The organism is Streptomyces sp. LE64 (assembly GCF_052606915.1).
This window is the reverse complement of sequence record NZ_CP199708.1, coordinates 4,539,689-4,555,077: the sequence shown is the minus strand read 5'-3', so window position 1 is coordinate 4,555,077 and position 15,389 is coordinate 4,539,689. Positions and strand designations below refer to the sequence as shown.

General features: G+C 71.9%; 14 protein-coding genes and 2 tRNA genes. 6 read left to right on the top strand and 10 right to left on the bottom strand.

The window, feature by feature from the left end:
* Positions 1-48 precede the first annotated feature (48 nt).
* Positions 49-450: a CBS domain-containing protein gene (locus ACSMX9_RS20620; protein ID WP_351248093.1), complete on the top strand. Its 402-nt coding sequence runs from the start codon at positions 49-51 to the stop codon at positions 448-450.
* A gap of 113 nt (positions 451-563) precedes the next feature.
* Here the strand turns inward: ACSMX9_RS20620 and ACSMX9_RS20615 are convergent, their stop codons facing one another.
* Positions 564-2,036: a catalase gene (locus ACSMX9_RS20615; RefSeq protein WP_445403048.1), complete on the bottom strand. Its 1,473-nt coding sequence runs from the start codon at positions 2,034-2,036 to the stop codon at positions 564-566.
* A 127-nt stretch (positions 2,037-2,163) separates the two neighbouring features.
* Here ACSMX9_RS20615 and ACSMX9_RS20610 point away from each other — a divergent pair, with 127 nt between their 5' ends.
* On the top strand, positions 2,164-2,580 hold the full coding sequence (locus ACSMX9_RS20610; protein ID WP_351248723.1) for a Fur family transcriptional regulator: 417 nt from the start codon (positions 2,164-2,166) through the stop codon (positions 2,578-2,580).
* A 114-nt stretch (positions 2,581-2,694) separates the two neighbouring features.
* Here ACSMX9_RS20610 and ACSMX9_RS20605 read toward each other — a convergent pair.
* The 5 genes from ACSMX9_RS20605 to ACSMX9_RS20585 form a co-directional block, all read right to left on the bottom strand.
* A tRNA-Met gene (locus tag ACSMX9_RS20605) sits at positions 2,695-2,768 on the bottom strand.
* 51 nt (positions 2,769-2,819) lie between these two features.
* Positions 2,820-3,605: an SAM-dependent methyltransferase gene (locus ACSMX9_RS20600; RefSeq protein ID WP_445395886.1), complete on the bottom strand. Its 786-nt coding sequence runs from the start codon at positions 3,603-3,605 to the stop codon at positions 2,820-2,822.
* Between the two features lie 150 nt (positions 3,606-3,755).
* Positions 3,756-5,531, bottom strand: a complete 1,776-nt coding sequence (locus ACSMX9_RS20595) for a sel1 repeat family protein (protein ID WP_445395884.1) — start codon at positions 5,529-5,531, stop codon at positions 3,756-3,758.
* A gap of 226 nt (positions 5,532-5,757) precedes the next feature.
* Positions 5,758-5,831: transfer RNA gene (locus ACSMX9_RS20590), tRNA-Met, on the bottom strand.
* A gap of 72 nt (positions 5,832-5,903) precedes the next feature.
* Positions 5,904-8,882, bottom strand: coding sequence for a UPF0182 family membrane protein (locus tag ACSMX9_RS20585; protein ID WP_445403047.1), 2,979 nt, complete (start codon positions 8,880-8,882; stop codon positions 5,904-5,906).
* 316 nt (positions 8,883-9,198) lie between these two features.
* Here ACSMX9_RS20585 and ACSMX9_RS20580 point away from each other — a divergent pair, with 316 nt between their 5' ends.
* Positions 9,199-9,357, top strand: coding sequence for an Arc family DNA-binding protein (locus tag ACSMX9_RS20580; RefSeq protein ID WP_351248729.1), 159 nt, complete (start codon positions 9,199-9,201; stop codon positions 9,355-9,357).
* Positions 9,358-9,450: 93 nt separating this feature from the next.
* Entirely contained in the window at positions 9,451-10,017 is a 567-nt protein-coding gene (locus ACSMX9_RS20575) for a PPA1309 family protein (protein ID WP_445395882.1), read from the top strand.
* Between the two features lie 51 nt (positions 10,018-10,068).
* Here the strand turns inward: ACSMX9_RS20575 and ACSMX9_RS20570 are convergent, their stop codons facing one another.
* The 4 genes from ACSMX9_RS20570 to ACSMX9_RS20555 all read right to left on the bottom strand — a co-directional run bounded on the left by ACSMX9_RS20570 (position 10,069) and on the right by ACSMX9_RS20555 (position 13,246).
* Positions 10,069-11,157, bottom strand: a complete 1,089-nt coding sequence (locus ACSMX9_RS20570; protein WP_445395880.1) for a YlbL family protein — start codon at positions 11,155-11,157, stop codon at positions 10,069-10,071.
* Between the two features lie 72 nt (positions 11,158-11,229).
* Complete coding sequence (locus ACSMX9_RS20565; protein ID WP_351248735.1) at positions 11,230-11,394, bottom strand: hypothetical protein; 165 nt, start codon at positions 11,392-11,394, stop codon at positions 11,230-11,232.
* 182 nt (positions 11,395-11,576) lie between these two features.
* Positions 11,577-12,038 carry a molybdenum cofactor biosynthesis protein MoaE gene (locus ACSMX9_RS20560; protein ID WP_445403046.1) on the bottom strand — a complete coding sequence of 154 codons (462 nt, stop codon included), beginning with the start codon at positions 12,036-12,038 and terminating at the stop codon, positions 11,577-11,579.
* Positions 12,039-12,136: 98 nt separating this feature from the next.
* Positions 12,137-13,246 (bottom strand): SDR family oxidoreductase, encoded by a 1,110-nt coding sequence (locus ACSMX9_RS20555; protein WP_445395878.1) that lies wholly within the window; start codon positions 13,244-13,246, stop codon positions 12,137-12,139.
* A 189-nt stretch (positions 13,247-13,435) separates the two neighbouring features.
* Between ACSMX9_RS20555 and ACSMX9_RS20550 the strand changes: the two genes are divergently transcribed.
* Together ACSMX9_RS20550 and ACSMX9_RS20545 are read left to right on the top strand one after the other, a co-directional pair.
* Positions 13,436-14,860: a zinc-dependent metalloprotease gene (locus ACSMX9_RS20550; RefSeq protein WP_445395876.1), complete on the top strand. Its 1,425-nt coding sequence runs from the start codon at positions 13,436-13,438 to the stop codon at positions 14,858-14,860.
* Positions 14,857-15,372, top strand: a complete 516-nt coding sequence (locus ACSMX9_RS20545) for an NUDIX hydrolase (RefSeq protein WP_445395874.1) — start codon at positions 14,857-14,859, stop codon at positions 15,370-15,372. The genes ACSMX9_RS20550 and ACSMX9_RS20545 overlap by 4 nt, the downstream gene beginning before the upstream one ends.
* Positions 15,373-15,389 lie beyond the last annotated feature (17 nt).

Here is a 15,389-nt window from a genome sequence, read left to right as displayed (position 1 = left end):
AATTCCTTCTCAAGGGGGTCCGGAGAAAACAGGAGGTGGCTTTCGACCATGCTCGTCCGCGACGCCATGAGCACGGTGGTCCTCACCATCGGCCCGGCGCACACCCTGCGCAGGGCCGCTTCCCTGATGTGGGCCCGCCGCGTCGGCGCGGCCGTCGTCCTCGACCCCGACACCAGCGGACTCGGCATCCTGACCGAGCGCGACATCCTCGTCTCCATCGGTCTGGGGCAGGACCCCGACCGGGAGACCGCCGGCACCCACACCACGACCGACGTGGTCTTCGCCGCCCCGGAGTGGACCCTCCAGGAGGCGGCCGAGGCCATGGCCCACGGCGGCTTCCGCCATCTGATCGTGCTGGGTGACCGGGACCCCATCGGTGTCGTCTCGGTCCGCGACGTCCTGCGGTGCTGGGCACCCGCCCGGCGCCGGGCGGCCAGCCCGGTCGGCTGAGCCGACGGAGCACGAACGCGGCGGCCGGGCGCGACCAGCGGGTCGCGCCCGGCCGCCCGACCGGTCCACCGGGGGTGCGGGGCGGGTGGCCCCGCCCCGCACCCCCGTCGCCGTCAGCCGCGCAGGGCCTGAACCGCGGCTTCCAGACGCTTGCCGAAGTCCCCGTCCGCCCGGCGGAAGTTGTCGACCGCGCGCTCGGCGATGTCGTCGCGCGACACCTTCGCGATGAACCCGGCGAGGTTCTCGATCAGACGGGACTTCTCGTCCTCCGTCATCAGCCGGTAGAGGTCACCGGCCTGGACGAAGTCGTTGTCCTCGGCGTGGCTCGGCGCCGCGGTGTTGCCGGTGGGGCCGGCGACCGGCGTCGCCGCCCACAGCGGGCGGTCCGTCTGGAACGGTCCGCCGAAGCTGTTCGGCTCGTAGTTCTTGGCGCCCTTGTGCCGGCCGTCGTACAGGAAGCCGTCCCGGCTGTTGGTGCGCGCCTCGGTGGCGTGCGGACGGTTCACCGGCAGGTGGTCGGCGTTGATGCCGACGCGGTAGCGGTGGGCGTCGCCGTAGGCGAACAGCCGGCCCTGGAGCATCTTGTCCGGGGAGGGACCGATGCCGGGCACGAAGTGCGCGGGGCTGAAGATCGACTGCTCGACCTCGGCGAAGATGTTCTCCGGGTTGCGGTTGAGCTCCAGCTTGCCGATCTCGATCGGCGGGTAGTCCGCGTGCGGCCACACCTTGGTGAGGTCGAAGGGGTTGAAGCGGTAGTTGGCCGCCTCGGCCGCGGGCATGACCTGCACCTGGACCGTCCAGGACGGGAAATCGCCGCGCTCGATGGACTCGCGCAGGTCCCGCTGGTGGCTGTCCGGGTCCTCGCCGGCCAGCCGGTTGGCCTCGGCGGAGGTGAGGGTCTTGATCCCCTGGTCCGTCTTGAAGTGGTACTTGACCCAGAAGACCTCGCCCGCCTCGTTGGTCCACTGGAAGGTGTGCGAGCCGTACCCGTTCATGTGGCGGTACGAGGCCGGGATGCCCCGGTCGCCGAAGAGCCAGGTCACCTGGTGGGTGGACTCGGGGCTCAGCCCCCAGAAGTCCCAGACGTTGTCCGCCTCCTGGGAGCCGGTGTACGGGTCCCGCTTCTGGGTGTGGATGAAGTCGGGGAACTTGATGGCGTCCTTGATGAAGAACACCGGGGTGTTGTTGCCGACGAGGTCGTAGTTGCCCTCCTCGGTGTAGAACTTCAGCGCGAAGCCGCGCGGGTCGCGCACCGCGTCGGCCGCACCGAGGTTGCCGGCCACGGTGGAGAACCGCAGGAAGACCTCGGTCTCCTTGCCCACCTCGGAGAGGAACTTCGCCCGCGTCCACGCGGAGACGTCCCGGGTGAGGGTGAAGGTGCCGTAGGCGCCCGCCCCGCGCGCGTGGACCACGCGCTCCGGGATGCGCTCGCGGTTGAAGTGCGCCAGCTTCTCCAGCAGCGACTGGTCCTGCACCAGTACGGGGCCGCCGACGCCCGCGGTCTCGCTGTTCTGGTTGTCGGCGACCGGTGCGCCGGCCTCCGTGGTGAGCGGTCCCTGCGACGTCACGTGCGCCTCCTGCGTCATGTCGAGCCAGTCCTGTGCCTTGGCCAATGCCGTAGCCGATCCTACAATGGACAATGTCTAAGTCAAGCAACTCTCCAAAGTCACACCCGTTCGGGACCGCGGTCCCCCTGCTGTTAGGCTGGTGCGCATGAGTGACCTGTTGGAACGGCTGCGCGGACGGGGCTGGCGGTTGACCGCACAGCGTCGCGTCGTGGCCGAGGTCCTCGACGGCGAGCACGTCCACCTGACCGCCGACGAGGTGCACGCGCGCGCGGTGGTGCGGCTCCCGGAGATCTCCCGGGCGACCGTCTACAACACCCTCGGCGAGCTGGTGGCCCTGGGTGAGGTGCTCGAAGTCTCGACGGACAAGCGGGCCAAACGGTACGACCCCAACGCCCACCGCCCCCACCACCACCTGGTGTGCGCCTCCTGCGGCGCGATCCGCGACGTCCACCCGGCCGGCAACCCGCTGGCCGACCTCCCCGAGTCGGAGCGCTTCGGCTTCACCGTCTCGGGCGTGGAGATGACCTTCAAGGGCCTCTGTCCCTACTGCACCGGCACCTAGCGAGAACGTACGGAAGGGCGCCCGGACGGGTTCCGTCCGGGCGCCCCTTCATGCGTTCCCCGTGAGGAACGCGCGAAGGCCCGGAGGCTGTGCGCCTCCGGGCCTTCGTTTCAGTAGCGGGGACAGGATTTGAACCTGCGACCTCTGGGTTATGAGCCCAGCGAGCTACCGAGCTGCTCCACCCCGCGTCGGTGAACCCGACTCTACGTGAGGGGTGGGGGCGGGAGCAAATCGGCGGCTCAGGCCTTGCGGGCCACCCCTCCGGCCATCAGCCGTTGGGCGACGGTGAGCGGCTCCGCGACCGGCTCCTCCGGGCGCCACAGCGGCAGCGAGACCACACCCGGCTCCAGCAACTCGTAGCCGTCGAAGTAGGCGGTGATCTCCTCGGTGGTGCGGAAACGCCCGGTGCCGAGCAGGTGCAGCATCGTCTGCTCCACGGCACGGGCCTCCGGTCCGGTGTCGCAGAAGGCGGTGATCACCAGATGGCTGCCGGCCGGCACGTGGGACATGTACGCGTCGACGATGCCCTTGGGGTCCTCGTCGTCGTGCAGGTGGTGGAGGATGCCGATGAGCAGCACGCCGACCGGCTCGTCGAAGTCGATCAGGCGTCGGACCGCGGGCTCGGCGAGCACCGTCGCCGGGTCGCGCAGATCGGCGCTGGAGACGCCGGTGTTGGCGTTCTCCTCCAGCAGGGCCCGACCGTGCGCGAGGACGATGGGGTCGTTGTCCACGTAGACCACCCGGGCCTCGGGGTTGACCCGCTGGGCGACGTGGTGGGTGTTCTCCAGCGTGGGCAGACCGGCGCCGAGGTCGATGAACTGCCTGATCCCGGCCTCGGCGGCCAGGTAGCGGACCGCCCGCCCGAGCACCGCGCGGTTGAACCAGCCGACGTCACCGATGTGCGGCACCGTCCGCTTGACCCCGTCGGCGACCACCCGGTCGACCTCGTAGTTGTCCTTGCCCCCGAGGACCGCGTCGTAGACCCGCGCAATGCTGGGCTTGCTCGTGTCGATTTCCTCCGCCACCGCACCTCTCCGTCCTGTGTCACCCCCAGGGGTGATATCCAGCCGTCAGGTTAACCCCCGTGCGGTGTCCCACAGTTGTCCCGTGCAGGGATTTCTTCGGAACTGACGGACGGTCAATTGTCCCGCCCGGGCCGGCGGGCCCGGACGGACCTACGCCGTGAGCTCCTCGTCCAGGGCGTCCCGCAGCCGGGCGGCCCGGGCGGCGACCTCCTCGGGCCCCAGCGACACCGCGAGTTCGGCCCACCGCTGCCCGTCGGCCAGCTCCCCGCGCCGCGCGTGCAGCAGGGCCAGCCGCAGCGCCGACCGGCCGTGCCCGGCCCGGGCGGCCCGCTTCCACCACAGCGCGGCCTCGGGCTCGCTGCCCTCGCGGGCGAGCAACAGCCCGAGGTTGAAGGCGCCGTTGCGGCTGCCGGCCTGGGCGGCCGCCCGGTACCAGTGCGCCGCCCGCACCACGTCCCCGCGCGCGGAGGCGAACATCCCCACCCGCACCTGGGCCTTGCGGTGGCCCTGTTCGGCGGCGCGCTCGTACCACTCCTCGCACTCGGTGCGCTCCTGCGCCGGTTCCCCCAGCCCGTGCGCGGGCGCCGGCGAGCGGCGGGCGTCCAGCACGGCGGCCAGTCGGTAGGCCGCCTCCGCGCTGCCGCCCCCGGCCGCCCGGCGCAGGTGCCGTTCCGCGTCCTGTTCCTCGCCCTCCCGCAGCCGGGCGATGCCGACGTGCAGGGCCGCCTCGGTGTGCCCGGCGGCGGCGGCCCGGGCGTACCAGCGCACCGCGCCGGCCTCCTCGCCGCGCCCCTGGTAGAGGATGCCCAGGTTGAAGGCGGCGTCGACGCTGCCGGCTTCGGCCGCCTTGGAGAACCAGGGTTCGGCGCCCGCGGCGTCCCCGCTCTGGAGGAGGAGCACCGCGAGCGCGTTCGCGGCCTCCCGGTGCCCGGTGTAGGCGGCCTGGCGGTACCACTGCTCGGCCTGGGCGTTGCGGCCCTGTTCGGCGCTGAGCAGCCCGAGGTTGTAGGCGCCGTTGACGTCGCCCGCGGTGAGCGCGGCGCGGTACCAGCGTTCGGCGGTCTGCGGTTCGCCGCGGTGGGCGTGCAGGGCGCCCAGGGCGTTCGCGGCATTGCCGTCGCCGTCCTGGGCGGCCCGCAGCCACCACACGGCGGCGTTCTCCACGTCCCCGGCGTCGCGCAGCAGGAAGCCCAGGGCGCAGGCGGCGCGGGCCTCGCCGTCCTTGGCGGAGGTGAGGTACCAGCGCCCGGCCTCCTTGAGCTCGCCGCGGCGCTCCAGGATGGCGCCCAGGTGCAGGGCCGCCTGGCGGTGCCCCCGGGCGGCGGCCTGGCGGTACCACTGCTCGGCCTCGGACCCGGTGTCGTCCCGGCGGCCGCTCCGCTCGTCGAGGGCCCGGGCCAGCCGGTAGGCGGCCTCGCGGTGACCGCGTTCGGCGGCGGCGCGCATCCACTCCTCGGCATCGGCCTCGCCCCGGTGCTCCAGCAGGTCGGCGAGGGCGTACGCGCCGAGGGCGTGGCCCTGTTCGGCGGACTGGCGCAGCCAGTACTCGGCGGCGGGTTCGTCGCCGCGCTCGCGCTGGTGGCGGCCGAGGGCGTGGGCGGCGGCGGCGGAGCCGGCGACCGCGGCGACCCGCCACCAGCCGGCCGCCTCGTCGGCGTAGCCGCGCTGGTGGAGCAGGACGCCCAGGTTGTTGGCGGCGGCGCGGTCCCCGGCCGCGGTGGCGGCGCGCAGCAGGGGTTCGGCGGCGTCGAGGTCGCCGCGGCGCAGCAGGAGGGCGCCGAGGACGCTCATCGCCTCCGGGTCACCGGCGGCAGCGGCCGCGCGGTGGCGTTCCTCCTCGGCCGCCGCGCCGGTCTCGTCCCGGTCGACGGGCTGCACGAAACGCCCCGTCTCCCACAGGGTCGCCTTGTCCCCCATAACGTTCATCGTCGCACCACCCGCACCCTGGGCACATCTGGCACACCGCAGTAAGCAAGGTCACTACAGCGCTTTGTCGACATGCCCACACAGAGACAAGTCAAACTCGTTGGCCCCAACTCTCCCTGACGCTCGTGCCCTTGATTACGCCCCGCACACGGCGTGCGTTCAGACCGCACCCGACCACACGCACGGCGAAGGCCCGGAAGCCTGGCTTCCGGGCCTTCACCTTCAGTAGCGGGGACAGGATTTGAACCTGCGACCTCTGGGTTATGAGCCCAGCGAGCTACCGAGCTGCTCCACCCCGCGTCGTTGTGATCAACCCTAACACGGGTGCACCCCCCGCCCTCACGGGCGGGGGGTGCACGGGTGGGACCGGGGTCAGGTCCGTTCGGCGGGCTTCTCGGGCTCGGCCGGCTCGTCGGCCTTGCCGTCCGCGGGCTTCCCGCCCTCGGCGGGCTTGCCCTCGGCCTCGTCCCGGTTCGCCTTCGCCTGGGCCTCCTCGGCACGTTGCAAGGCGTCCTGGAGCTTCTTCTGGGCGTCGCCGTACGCCTTCCAGTCACCGTCCTTCATGGCCTGCTGGCCGTCGTCGAACGCCTTCTGGGCCTCCTGGAGCGCTTCCTTGACCGTCGGGTTCTCACTCGGCGGTGTGGTCGGCTCCCCGGGCTGTTCCGGCTCCTGCTCGCCCGGCTCCACGGGGCTCGGCTTCTCCGCACCGAAGACGACGTTCAACGCCTTCTCCAGGGTCGGTTCGAAGGCCGTCTTGCCGTCGTAGTTCACCAGCACCCGGCGCAGCAGCGGGTACTTCAACCCGCCGCCGCGCACGTAGACGGGTTCCGCGTAGAGCAGTCCGCCGTCCAACGGCACGGTCAGCAGGTTGCCGTACTCGACTTCCGAGTCACCACCGCGCAGCAGCCTGATCTTCTCGGCGATGGCGGTGTCCGAGTTGAACTTGCTCTGCACCTGTTTGGGCCCGTCGATCGTCGACGCGGACGGCATCTTCAGGATGCTGATCTTGCCGTAGTCCTTGCTGCCCGCCTCGGCGTTGACCGCCATGAAGGCGCTGAGGTTGTCCCGACCGCGCGGGGTGAACGTGGTCGTCAGCGAGAACTCCTGCGCCTGCTGGTCCGGCATCCGCATGCTCAGGTAGTACGGCGGCACCGCCTTGCCCGACCGGTTCGTCGGGTCGTCCGGCACCTGCCACACCTCGCTGCCGCTGAGGAAGGCGTCGGCGTCGTCCACGTGGTAGCGGGTGAGCAGCTCGCGCTGGACCTTGAACAGGTCCTGCGGGTAGCGCAGGTGGTCCATGAGCGTCTGGGAGATCTCGCCCTTGGGCTGCACCGTGTCGGGGAACGCCTTCATCCAGGTCTTGAGGACCGGGTCCTGGGTGTCCCACTGGTAGAGCTTCACGTCGCCGCTGTACGCGTCGACGGTCGCCTTGACCGAGTTGCGGATGTAGTTGACCTGGTTCTGCTGGGCCACCACCGCACGCTGGTTGTTGCGCTCGGTCAGCGAGTCCGCCGTGGTGTCCCCCAGCGTGGTGCGGGACGCGTAGGGGTAGCCGTTGGTGGTGGTGTACGCGTCGACGATCCACTGGACGCGACCGTCCACGATCGCCGGGTAGGCGTCGCCGTCGATGGTCAGCCAGGGGGCGACCGCCTCGACGCGCTCCTTGGGCACCCGGTTGTAGAGGATCTTCGAACCCTCGCCGATGGCGCCCGAGTACAGGATCTGCGGCTCGCCGAAGGCCACCGCGTACGCGGCGCGGTTCAGCGGGTTGGACAGGTTGACCCCGCCGCCGCCCTTGTAGGTGGTGGTCTTCTCACCGGTGTCGTCGGAGTAGTCGATCTCCTTCTGCGGGCCGCCGACGATCGAGTACTGCGTCGTCTTCTCGCCGAAGTAGATCCGCTGCTCGTAGTCGCCGGGGACCAGGTCGCCCTTGGAGGGCAGGTCCGACTCGGTGAAGACCGGGGAGCCCTGGGCGGTGGCCTCGGTGCCCTTGGCGGCGACCACTCCGTACCCGTGGGTGTAACGGAAGTGGTCGTTGATCCAGTTGTGCTTGGGGATGCCGCTCAGGTCCAACTCGCGCAGGCCGATGACGGTGTCCTGCTCCTTGCCGTCGGCGCCCTTGTAGCGGTCGACGTCGAGGTTGGCCGGGAAGCCGTAGTAGTTCCGCATCTGCTGGAGCTGCTGGAACGTGGGCGAGACGACGTTGGGATCGATCATGCGCATGCTGGCCGCCTTGTCGGCGTCGGCGCGCAGCTTCGCGTTGTCGGTCTCCTCGCTCTTGCCCGGGTAGTCCGTGACCTCGGCGTCCGCGATCCCGTAGGCGTCGGTCGTCGCCTCCAGGTTCTTCTGGACGTACGGCGCCTCCTTGGCCTGCTCGTTCGGCTGGACCTGGAACTTCTGCACGATCGCCGGGTACAGGCCGCCGATCAGGACCGCCGACAGCACCATCAGGCCGAAGCCGATCATCGGGAGCTGCCAGGTGCGCCGCCACAGCGTGGCGAAGAACAGCACCGCGCAGATGATCGCGATGAAGAACAGGATGGTCTTCGCCGGCAGGTAGGCGTTGGCGTCGACGTAGCGCAGGCCGGTCCAGTTGTCGGTGGACTTGAAGTCGCTGGACTTCACCGCCAGTCCGTAACGGTCCAGCCAGTAGGCGATCGCCTTCAGCGTGACGAAGACGCCCAACAGCACCGACAGGTGCCCGGTGGCGGCGGCCGTGGCCCGCCCGCCGGGGCTGGTGACCCGCAGCCCGCCGTACAGGTAGTGGGTCAGCGCGGCGGCGATCAGCGAGAGCACCACCGCGGCGAAGCCGAAGCCGAGCAGGAAGCGGTACCAGGGCAGGTCGAAGGTGAAGAACGACACGTCCAGGCCGAACTGGGGGTCCTTCTTGCCGAACGGGACGCCGTTCACCCACTGGAGCCAGGTGCGCCACTGGCCCGCGGCGGACGCGCCCGCGATCAGTCCGACGACCGCGGCGACCCCGATCAGGATCCACTTCTTGTACGGGGCGATCCCCATCCGGTAGCGGTCGAGGTTCTGCTGCTCCAGCGACATCGCGCTGAGCGGCGGGCGCAGCCGGTGCGCCAACCACACGTTGACCCCGACCGAGGCCGCCATCAGCAGCCCGAAGACCAGGAACAGCCCGACCTTGGTCCACAGGGTCGTGGTGAACACCGACGAGTAGTCCACCGACCGGTACCACAACCAGTCCGTCCAGAACCCCGCGAACATGATGAACACCATGGCCAGCACGGCCAGGATGCCCAGTGTCATGAGCAGGGTGCGGACCCGTCGGGAGGGTCGCCCCACTCTGATCCGTGGCCCGGTCGGGCCTCCGCCGCGGTCCGGCATCTGGAAAGCCAAGGTGCGCACCTCGAAGTCGCTGTAGTTCTGCCTCCGGGCTCCCGCGAACGCCGGAGCCTCACCTATGCAACTTACTGATGCTTTACTCGGTTCCCGGTTCCGGGGGGCCAACGAGGCAGGATTTTGCCTTCGGGCCGTCTGGGAGCGGCGCTCCCGGAGGTCTTGCGCGCGTGCTCGGTCCCCGTTCCGCACGGGCGCCCCCGGTGGCGGTCGCGCCCCGGTCACGGACGGGCTTCTCCGGCGCACCGGGCGGGCGTGACATCCCCGGAGCGCCCCTTCGATGTCGCCGTGGCATCATCCTCGCGTGGAATCTGAGAAGCGGATCTCCCTCCGCCTGCCCGCTGACCTGCATGAGCGCCTCGTCGAGAGGGCCCGGACCGATCGGCGGTCCGTCAACTCCGAGATCATCCACCTGCTGGAGGTCGCCCTCGGGCCGGCGGGTGGGGACGACCGGTCGCCCTGACGGCGATCGCCCGTCCCGGGCCCACTGCGCGGGGGCTCCGCTTCTTCCCCGGCCCGTCGGCCGGCGGCATCTTCGAACGGAACAAGGTTGACCATGTCCAACACCGCCACTTCAGGCACCCCGATGGCCGCCGGCCCGCTGACGCGGGCCGTGCTGGAGATCGACGAGTACGTCTCCGGGCTGGGCTGGGACCAGCCGGCCCGGCTGTTCGCACTGGTCGACACGGATCGGCTGCGGTCCCAGGAGCCCACCCTCGCCGCCCGTCTCGGCCTCGCCGCCACCGAGGATCCCGCCGCCACGGGCTCGCTGACCCCGATCGAGCAGGACGAGGTGCCGGCCGGAACCGCGCTGGACGAGTTCCTGGGCACCATCGCCTGGCCGGACGCGGTGGTGGGGTGCGCGCTCTCGGTGGAGCGGCTGATGCTGCCGCCGTCCGCCGAGGCGTCCGTCCCCGCGGACCTGGACGGGGCGGAGCTGGCCGGGTGGGTGGCCCGGCACCCGGACCGCGAGGAGGTGCGGATGACGGTGGCGGTGCTGCGGGACGGGAGCCGTGAGTCGGCGTTGCGACTGCGCACGAAGGATTCGGCGACGGACGTGCTGACCGGGGCCGACCTGGTGCCGGGTCTGGCGGACGCGTTGACGGCGACGTTCGCCGAGTAGGGGTCCGCCGTTCCCGGGCGGGGCTGCGTCCCGCCCGGGAACGGCGGTCGGTCAGCCCTTGGCGCAGGTCGGGAGCCGGTCGGTGCGGCCGGCGCGGATGTCGGCCAGGGAGCTCATCGCGTCGTCGATGGTGTCGACCTCGACCAGGGTCAGTCCGTCCGGCACGTCCTCGGCGGCGCTCTCGCAGTTGTCCTTCGGGGTGAGGAAGTACTCGGCGCCCTGTTCCCGGGCGCCGACCGTCTTCATCTCCACGCCGCCGATCGGCCCGACCTTGCCGTCCTCGTCGATGGTGCCGGTGCCGGCGACGAACCGGCCGCCGGTGATGTTCTCGGGGGTCAGCTTGTCGACGATGCCGAGGGCGAACATCAGTCCGGCGCTCGGGCCGCCGACGTCGGCGAGCTTGATGTCGATGCTGAACGGGAAGGTGTGGTCGGTGCCCGCCTCGATGCCGACCACGGCCCGCCCGCCGTCCTCGGACTTCCGGGTGGTCACGGTGACGTCCTCGGTGCGGGTGGGTTCCTTGCCCGCCTTCTCCGCCGCTGCGGCGTCCTTGGCCGGGACCACGGTGAACACGACCTTCTCGCCGGGTTCGTGCCGGGTGACCAGTTCGGCGACGTCGGAGGGCTCCTCCACGGGGCGGCCGTCCACGCTCCGGATCACGTCCCCGGCGTGCAACCGGCCCTGGGCGGGGCTGCCCTTGACCACCGAGGAGACGATCACCCAGGACCGCACGGGGATGTCCAGCTCCCGCAGGGCGGCGACCTTCGCGCTCTCCTGGGACTGGCTGAACTCCTCGGCGTTCTCCTGGTTGGACTGCTCCTCCGTCTTGCCGTCCGGGTAGAGCGTGTCGTGCGGGACGACGATGTTGTCGTGGGCCAGCCAGCCGTAGACCGCCTCCACCAGGTTCATCCGGTAGTCGGCGCTGGTGACGCGGACCGTGGTCATGTTGAGGTGGCCGGTGGTGGGGTACGTCTTGCGGCCGGAGATCTGGAGCACCGGTTCGCCGTCGTGCTCGCCGAGCGTGTTCACGGTGGGTCCCGGGGACATCTCCGAGTACGGCGTCTTGATGAACACTCCCGCGCACAGCAGAGCGATCAGCAGCACGGTGGAAGCGAGCATCGTCGTGGTGCGGCGTGGCATGGAACGACAGTACGGGACCCGGCGGTGATCGCACCGCCCGGTCGCCCGGACGGGTCGGCGGCGCGGGTCGGCTCAGGGGGCGTCGGAGTGGGTCCGCTCCATCGCGGCGCGGAACCGCTCGTACCCGGCCAGTTCGGGACCGTCGCCGGTCCGTTTGGTCCTCGTGGCCCAACCGCCCCACAGCCCCGCGCCGAGCGCGGCGAGGAGCGGAATCAGCAACCAGGCGAGCGCCGCCATGCCGACCTCCCAACCGGATGGATACCCGTAACTGACCGATCAGCAGATTAACCATCCGCAGTGACAACGCTCACGCCGGGGGGCGGGTTACGCAAGCGGGAACCCGGGAAGAGGGCGGCGCCCCCGCCTCGGGGCGGAGGCGTGGCGGGCGGCGCTCGGGCCGTGTGCGGGGGCGCGCGGGGTCAGCAGGCGCCCACCCACTCCTCGGTGCCGTCCGAGAAGCGTTGGTGCTTCCACAGGGGCACCTCCCGCTTCAGGTCGTCGACGAGTCGGCGGCAGGCGTCGAACGCCTCCGCCCGGTGCGGACAGGACACCGCGACGACCACCGCGAGGTCGCCCACCCGGAGGTCTCCCACCCGGTGCAGCACGGCGAGGCCGCGGACCGGGAAGTCCGCGGCCACCTTCTCCGCCACCCGGCGCAGCTCGGCCGGGGCCGTGGGGTGCGCGTGGTAGCCGAGGCCCGTGACCCGTGCCTCGTCCCGACCGCCGTCGTGGTCCCTGACCGTGCCCACGAACAGCGCGGTGCCGCCGGCGGACGGGTCGCCGACCGCGGCGAACACCTCGTCCAAGGAGAGCGGTTCGTCACGCACCGCGACCAGTCGCACGGCCTCGGCCCCGGATCGGTCGCCGCTCGTCTCGTCCATCCGCATGCGTCCACCCTAGGGGCTGGGGCGCCGGGCAGCCCGCGCGGACGGCCCTCCCCGATCGACCGCGCGGGGGCCGCCGGGTGCGGGGCCGCGGGTCAGATGCGCCGTCGGGCCTTGCGGGCCCGGCGGACCAGCGCCGCGGTGCCGAGCAGCGCCACCGTGGCGCCCGCGGCGCCCGCGGCCGTCGCGTCCTTGCGGCCGAGCCGGCGACCGGCGACGGTGTGCCGTCCGGCGACCTCCGCCAGCAGCTCCGCGAGGACCTCCTCGTTGGTCCACTGCGGGCGCCACCCGGCGGCGTGCAGCCGGCTGCCGCTGACCACCCACGGGTACATCGTGTACGCGAGGTCCCCGGCCGGCGACGGGGTGAGACCGATGCGGTGCAGTCGGGCAGCGGCGCCGAGCGCCACGGCGGACGGCAGCTCCATGCGGCGGATGCCGCTCAGCTCCTCGACCTCCTCCTGCTCCAGCCACCCCTCGCAGCCGACGGCGACCTCGCCCTCCACCTTCTCCAGCACCGCGTACTCCAGCGCCCCGCACAGGTCCTCGACGTGGCAGAACTGCCAGGCCGGCCGGGAGCCGGCGACCACCAGCAGCCGCGGCGACTCGAAGTAGCGGGTGAGCGCCGTGTCGGTGCCGCCGACCAGCACCGCGGGACGCACCACGGTGACGTTGAGCCCGGGGTGCGCCCGGGGCGCCCGACGGGCGAGGCGTTCGATCTCCAGCAGGTCGCCGACGCCGGTGGCCTCCGCGGTGGCCCGCAGCTCCGCGTCCTCCGCGAGCGGCAACTCGTTGTCGGCGAGCGCCCCGTACACCATCGCGGAGGTGCACAGCACGACCCGGCGCACCCCGACGGCGGCGGCCGCGGTGAGCACGGTCTGGGTGCCGCGCACGTTGTAGGCGCTGCGGGCGGCGGCGTCGGTCTCCAGGTCGAGGTCGAGCGCCAGGTGCACCACCACGTCGGCGCCGCGCAGCTTCTCCGCGATGGCCGGGTCCCGGACGTCCAGGACGTGCCACTGGGCGTCCTCGCCGGCGCCGCGCCGCTCGTCGATGGCGACGACCCGCCCCACCTCCTCGCTTTCGAGGAGCCGCTCGACGAGCAGCGCACCGATTCCGCCCGCCGCGCCGGTCACGGCGACGACGGGCCCGCGCGGCGGGCCGGCCGTGTGGTTTCGCGCTGCGCGAACCTGCTGATCTGGGGAACTCACCGGGCGTCTCCAGCGGTTGTCTTCAGTACGTACGGCCTGTGACGCGTACGTACCAGGTGGCACCCATCCTGCCGCAGGCCGGGAGTCGGCGGAGCACCGAGGCCCGATCGGCCCGGGGTGTCTACGCTGGGTGGTGACGCAGCGCATCGCCGTCGGGGAGACCGGCGGCCCGACGAGCCGAGGAATCCCGTGAGTGACACCCCATTCGGATTCGGCCTTCCGCCGGAGGAGCCGGAGAACGGCGACGGCAAGGAGAAGGACCAGAGCGGTGGTGGTCAGGGGCCTGCCAATCCGTTCGGTTTCGGGCTGCCCGGCGCGGGCGGCGACAACCCGTTCGCCGCGATGTTCGGGGCGATGAACCCCAACGACCTGGGCGCCGCGTTCCAGCAGATCGGGCAGATGCTCTCCTACGAGGGCGGCCCGGTGAACTGGGACATGGCCCAGCAGATCGCCCGCCAGACGGTCTCCCAGGGCACCCCGGACGGCACCAAGGACGCCAGTGTGGGCCCGACCGACCGCGCCTGGGTGGAGGAAACGGTCCGGCTGGCCGATCTGTGGCTGGACGGGGTCACCTCGCTGCCCTCCGGCTCGGGCTCGGCGGTGGCGTGGAGCCGCGCCGAGTGGGTCGAGGCCACCCTCCCGGTCTGGCGGGAACTGGTCGATCCGGTCGCCGAGCGGGTGGGCGCGGCGATGGGCCAGGTGCTGCCCGAGGAGATGCAGGCCATGGCCGGCCCGCTGATCGGGGTGATGCGGTCCATGGGCGGCGCCATGTTCGGCACGCAGATGGGTCAGGCCGTCGGCGTCCTCGCCGGCGAGGTCGTCGGTTCCTCCGACATCGGGCTCCCGCTGGGTCCCACCGGGAAGTCGGCGCTGCTCCCGTTGAACGTGGCCGCCTTCGGCAAGGACCTGAGCGTCCCCGAGGAGGAGGTGCGGCTCTACCTGGCCCTGCGGGAGGCCGCCCACCAGCGGCTCTTCGCCCACGTGCCGTGGCTGCGCTCGCACCTGTTCGGGGCGGTCGAGGGCTACGCCCGCGGCATCAAGGTCGACACCTCCAAGCTGGAGGACATGGTCGGCCAGCTCGACCCGTCCAACCCGCAACAGCTCCAGGACGCCCTCCAGCAGGGCATGTTCCAGCCGGAGGACACCCCCGCGCAGAAGGCCGCCCTGGCCCGGCTGGAGACGGCCCTGGCGCTGGTCGAGGGGTGGGTGGACGCGGTGGTCCACGAGGCCGCCAAGCCCCGGCTGGGATCCGCGGACGCGTTGCGCGAGACGCTGCGCCGCCGGCGCGCCTCGGGCGGGCCGGCGGAGCAGACCTTCGCCACCCTGATCGGGCTGGAGCTGCGTCCGCGGCGGCTGCGCGACGCCGCCCGGCTGTGGGCCTCGCTCAGCGACGCCCGCGGCACGGACGGCCGGGACGCCCTGTGGGCCCACCCGGACATGCTGCCCACCGCCTCCGACCTGGACGACCCGGACGGTTTCGTCCACCGCGAGCAGCTCGACTTCTCCGAGTTGGACAAGTTGCTCGGCGAGGCGGCCAGCGGGCGGGGCACCGCCGCCCCCGACAAGGGCGACGAGGGTGACCAGGACGGCAAGGGCGGCGACGACAGCAAGTGAGCCTGTACGACGACGCGGTCTCCGTGCTGGGCGGGTACGGGGACCAGGACGAACTGCGGGGCCTCTACCTCGCGCACCTGGCGGCCCATGCCGACGGGATGTGGAAGTCGTGCCGCAGCGGGCACCTCACGGCCAGTGCCCTGGTCGTCGACCCGGAGCGGGAGCGGGTGCTGCTGACCCTGCACGGCAAGATCCACAAGTGGCTCCAGATGGGGGGCCACTGCGAGCGGGACGACGCGACCCTGGCCGACGCGGCGCTGCGCGAGGCCACCGAGGAGTCGGGCATCCCCGGGCTGCGGCTGCTGCGCGGGGGGCCGGTCCGGCTGGACCGGCACGAGACTCCGTGCGCCTGGCACCTGGACGTGCAGTACGCCGCGTTGGCGCCGGCCGGGGCGGTGGAGGCGATCAGCGACGAGTCGCTGGACCTGCGCTGGTTCGGCTACGACGAGGTGGCGAAGGTCGCGGACGCTTCGGTGGTGCGCCTGTTGGAGGGCACCCGCGCACTGCTGTGACCCGCGGGCCGGGCGGC

Excerpts from the sequence above, each read along its gene's own strand:
- ACSMX9_RS20560 (WP_445403046.1), bottom strand. The coding sequence starts at position 12,038 with ATGGACGAGACGAGCGGCGACCGATCCGGGGCCGAGGCCGTGCGACTG.
- ACSMX9_RS20570 (WP_445395880.1), bottom strand. The coding sequence starts at position 11,157 with ATGCCACGCCGCACCACGACGATGCTCGCTTCCACCGTGCTGCTGATC.
- ACSMX9_RS20575 (WP_445395882.1), top strand. The coding sequence starts at position 9,451 with ATGTCCAACACCGCCACTTCAGGCACCCCGATGGCCGCCGGCCCGCTG.
- ACSMX9_RS20610 (WP_351248723.1), top strand. The coding sequence starts at position 2,164 with ATGAGTGACCTGTTGGAACGGCTGCGCGGACGGGGCTGGCGGTTGACC.
- ACSMX9_RS20585 (WP_445403047.1), bottom strand. The coding sequence starts at position 8,882 with ATGCCGGACCGCGGCGGAGGCCCGACCGGGCCACGGATCAGAGTGGGG.
- ACSMX9_RS20565 (WP_351248735.1), bottom strand. The coding sequence starts at position 11,394 with ATGGCGGCGCTCGCCTGGTTGCTGATTCCGCTCCTCGCCGCGCTCGGC.
- ACSMX9_RS20595 (WP_445395884.1), bottom strand. The coding sequence starts at position 5,531 with ATGAACGTTATGGGGGACAAGGCGACCCTGTGGGAGACGGGGCGTTTC.
- ACSMX9_RS20620 (WP_351248093.1), top strand. The coding sequence starts at position 49 with ATGCTCGTCCGCGACGCCATGAGCACGGTGGTCCTCACCATCGGCCCG.
- ACSMX9_RS20615 (WP_445403048.1), bottom strand. The coding sequence starts at position 2,036 with ATGACGCAGGAGGCGCACGTGACGTCGCAGGGACCGCTCACCACGGAG.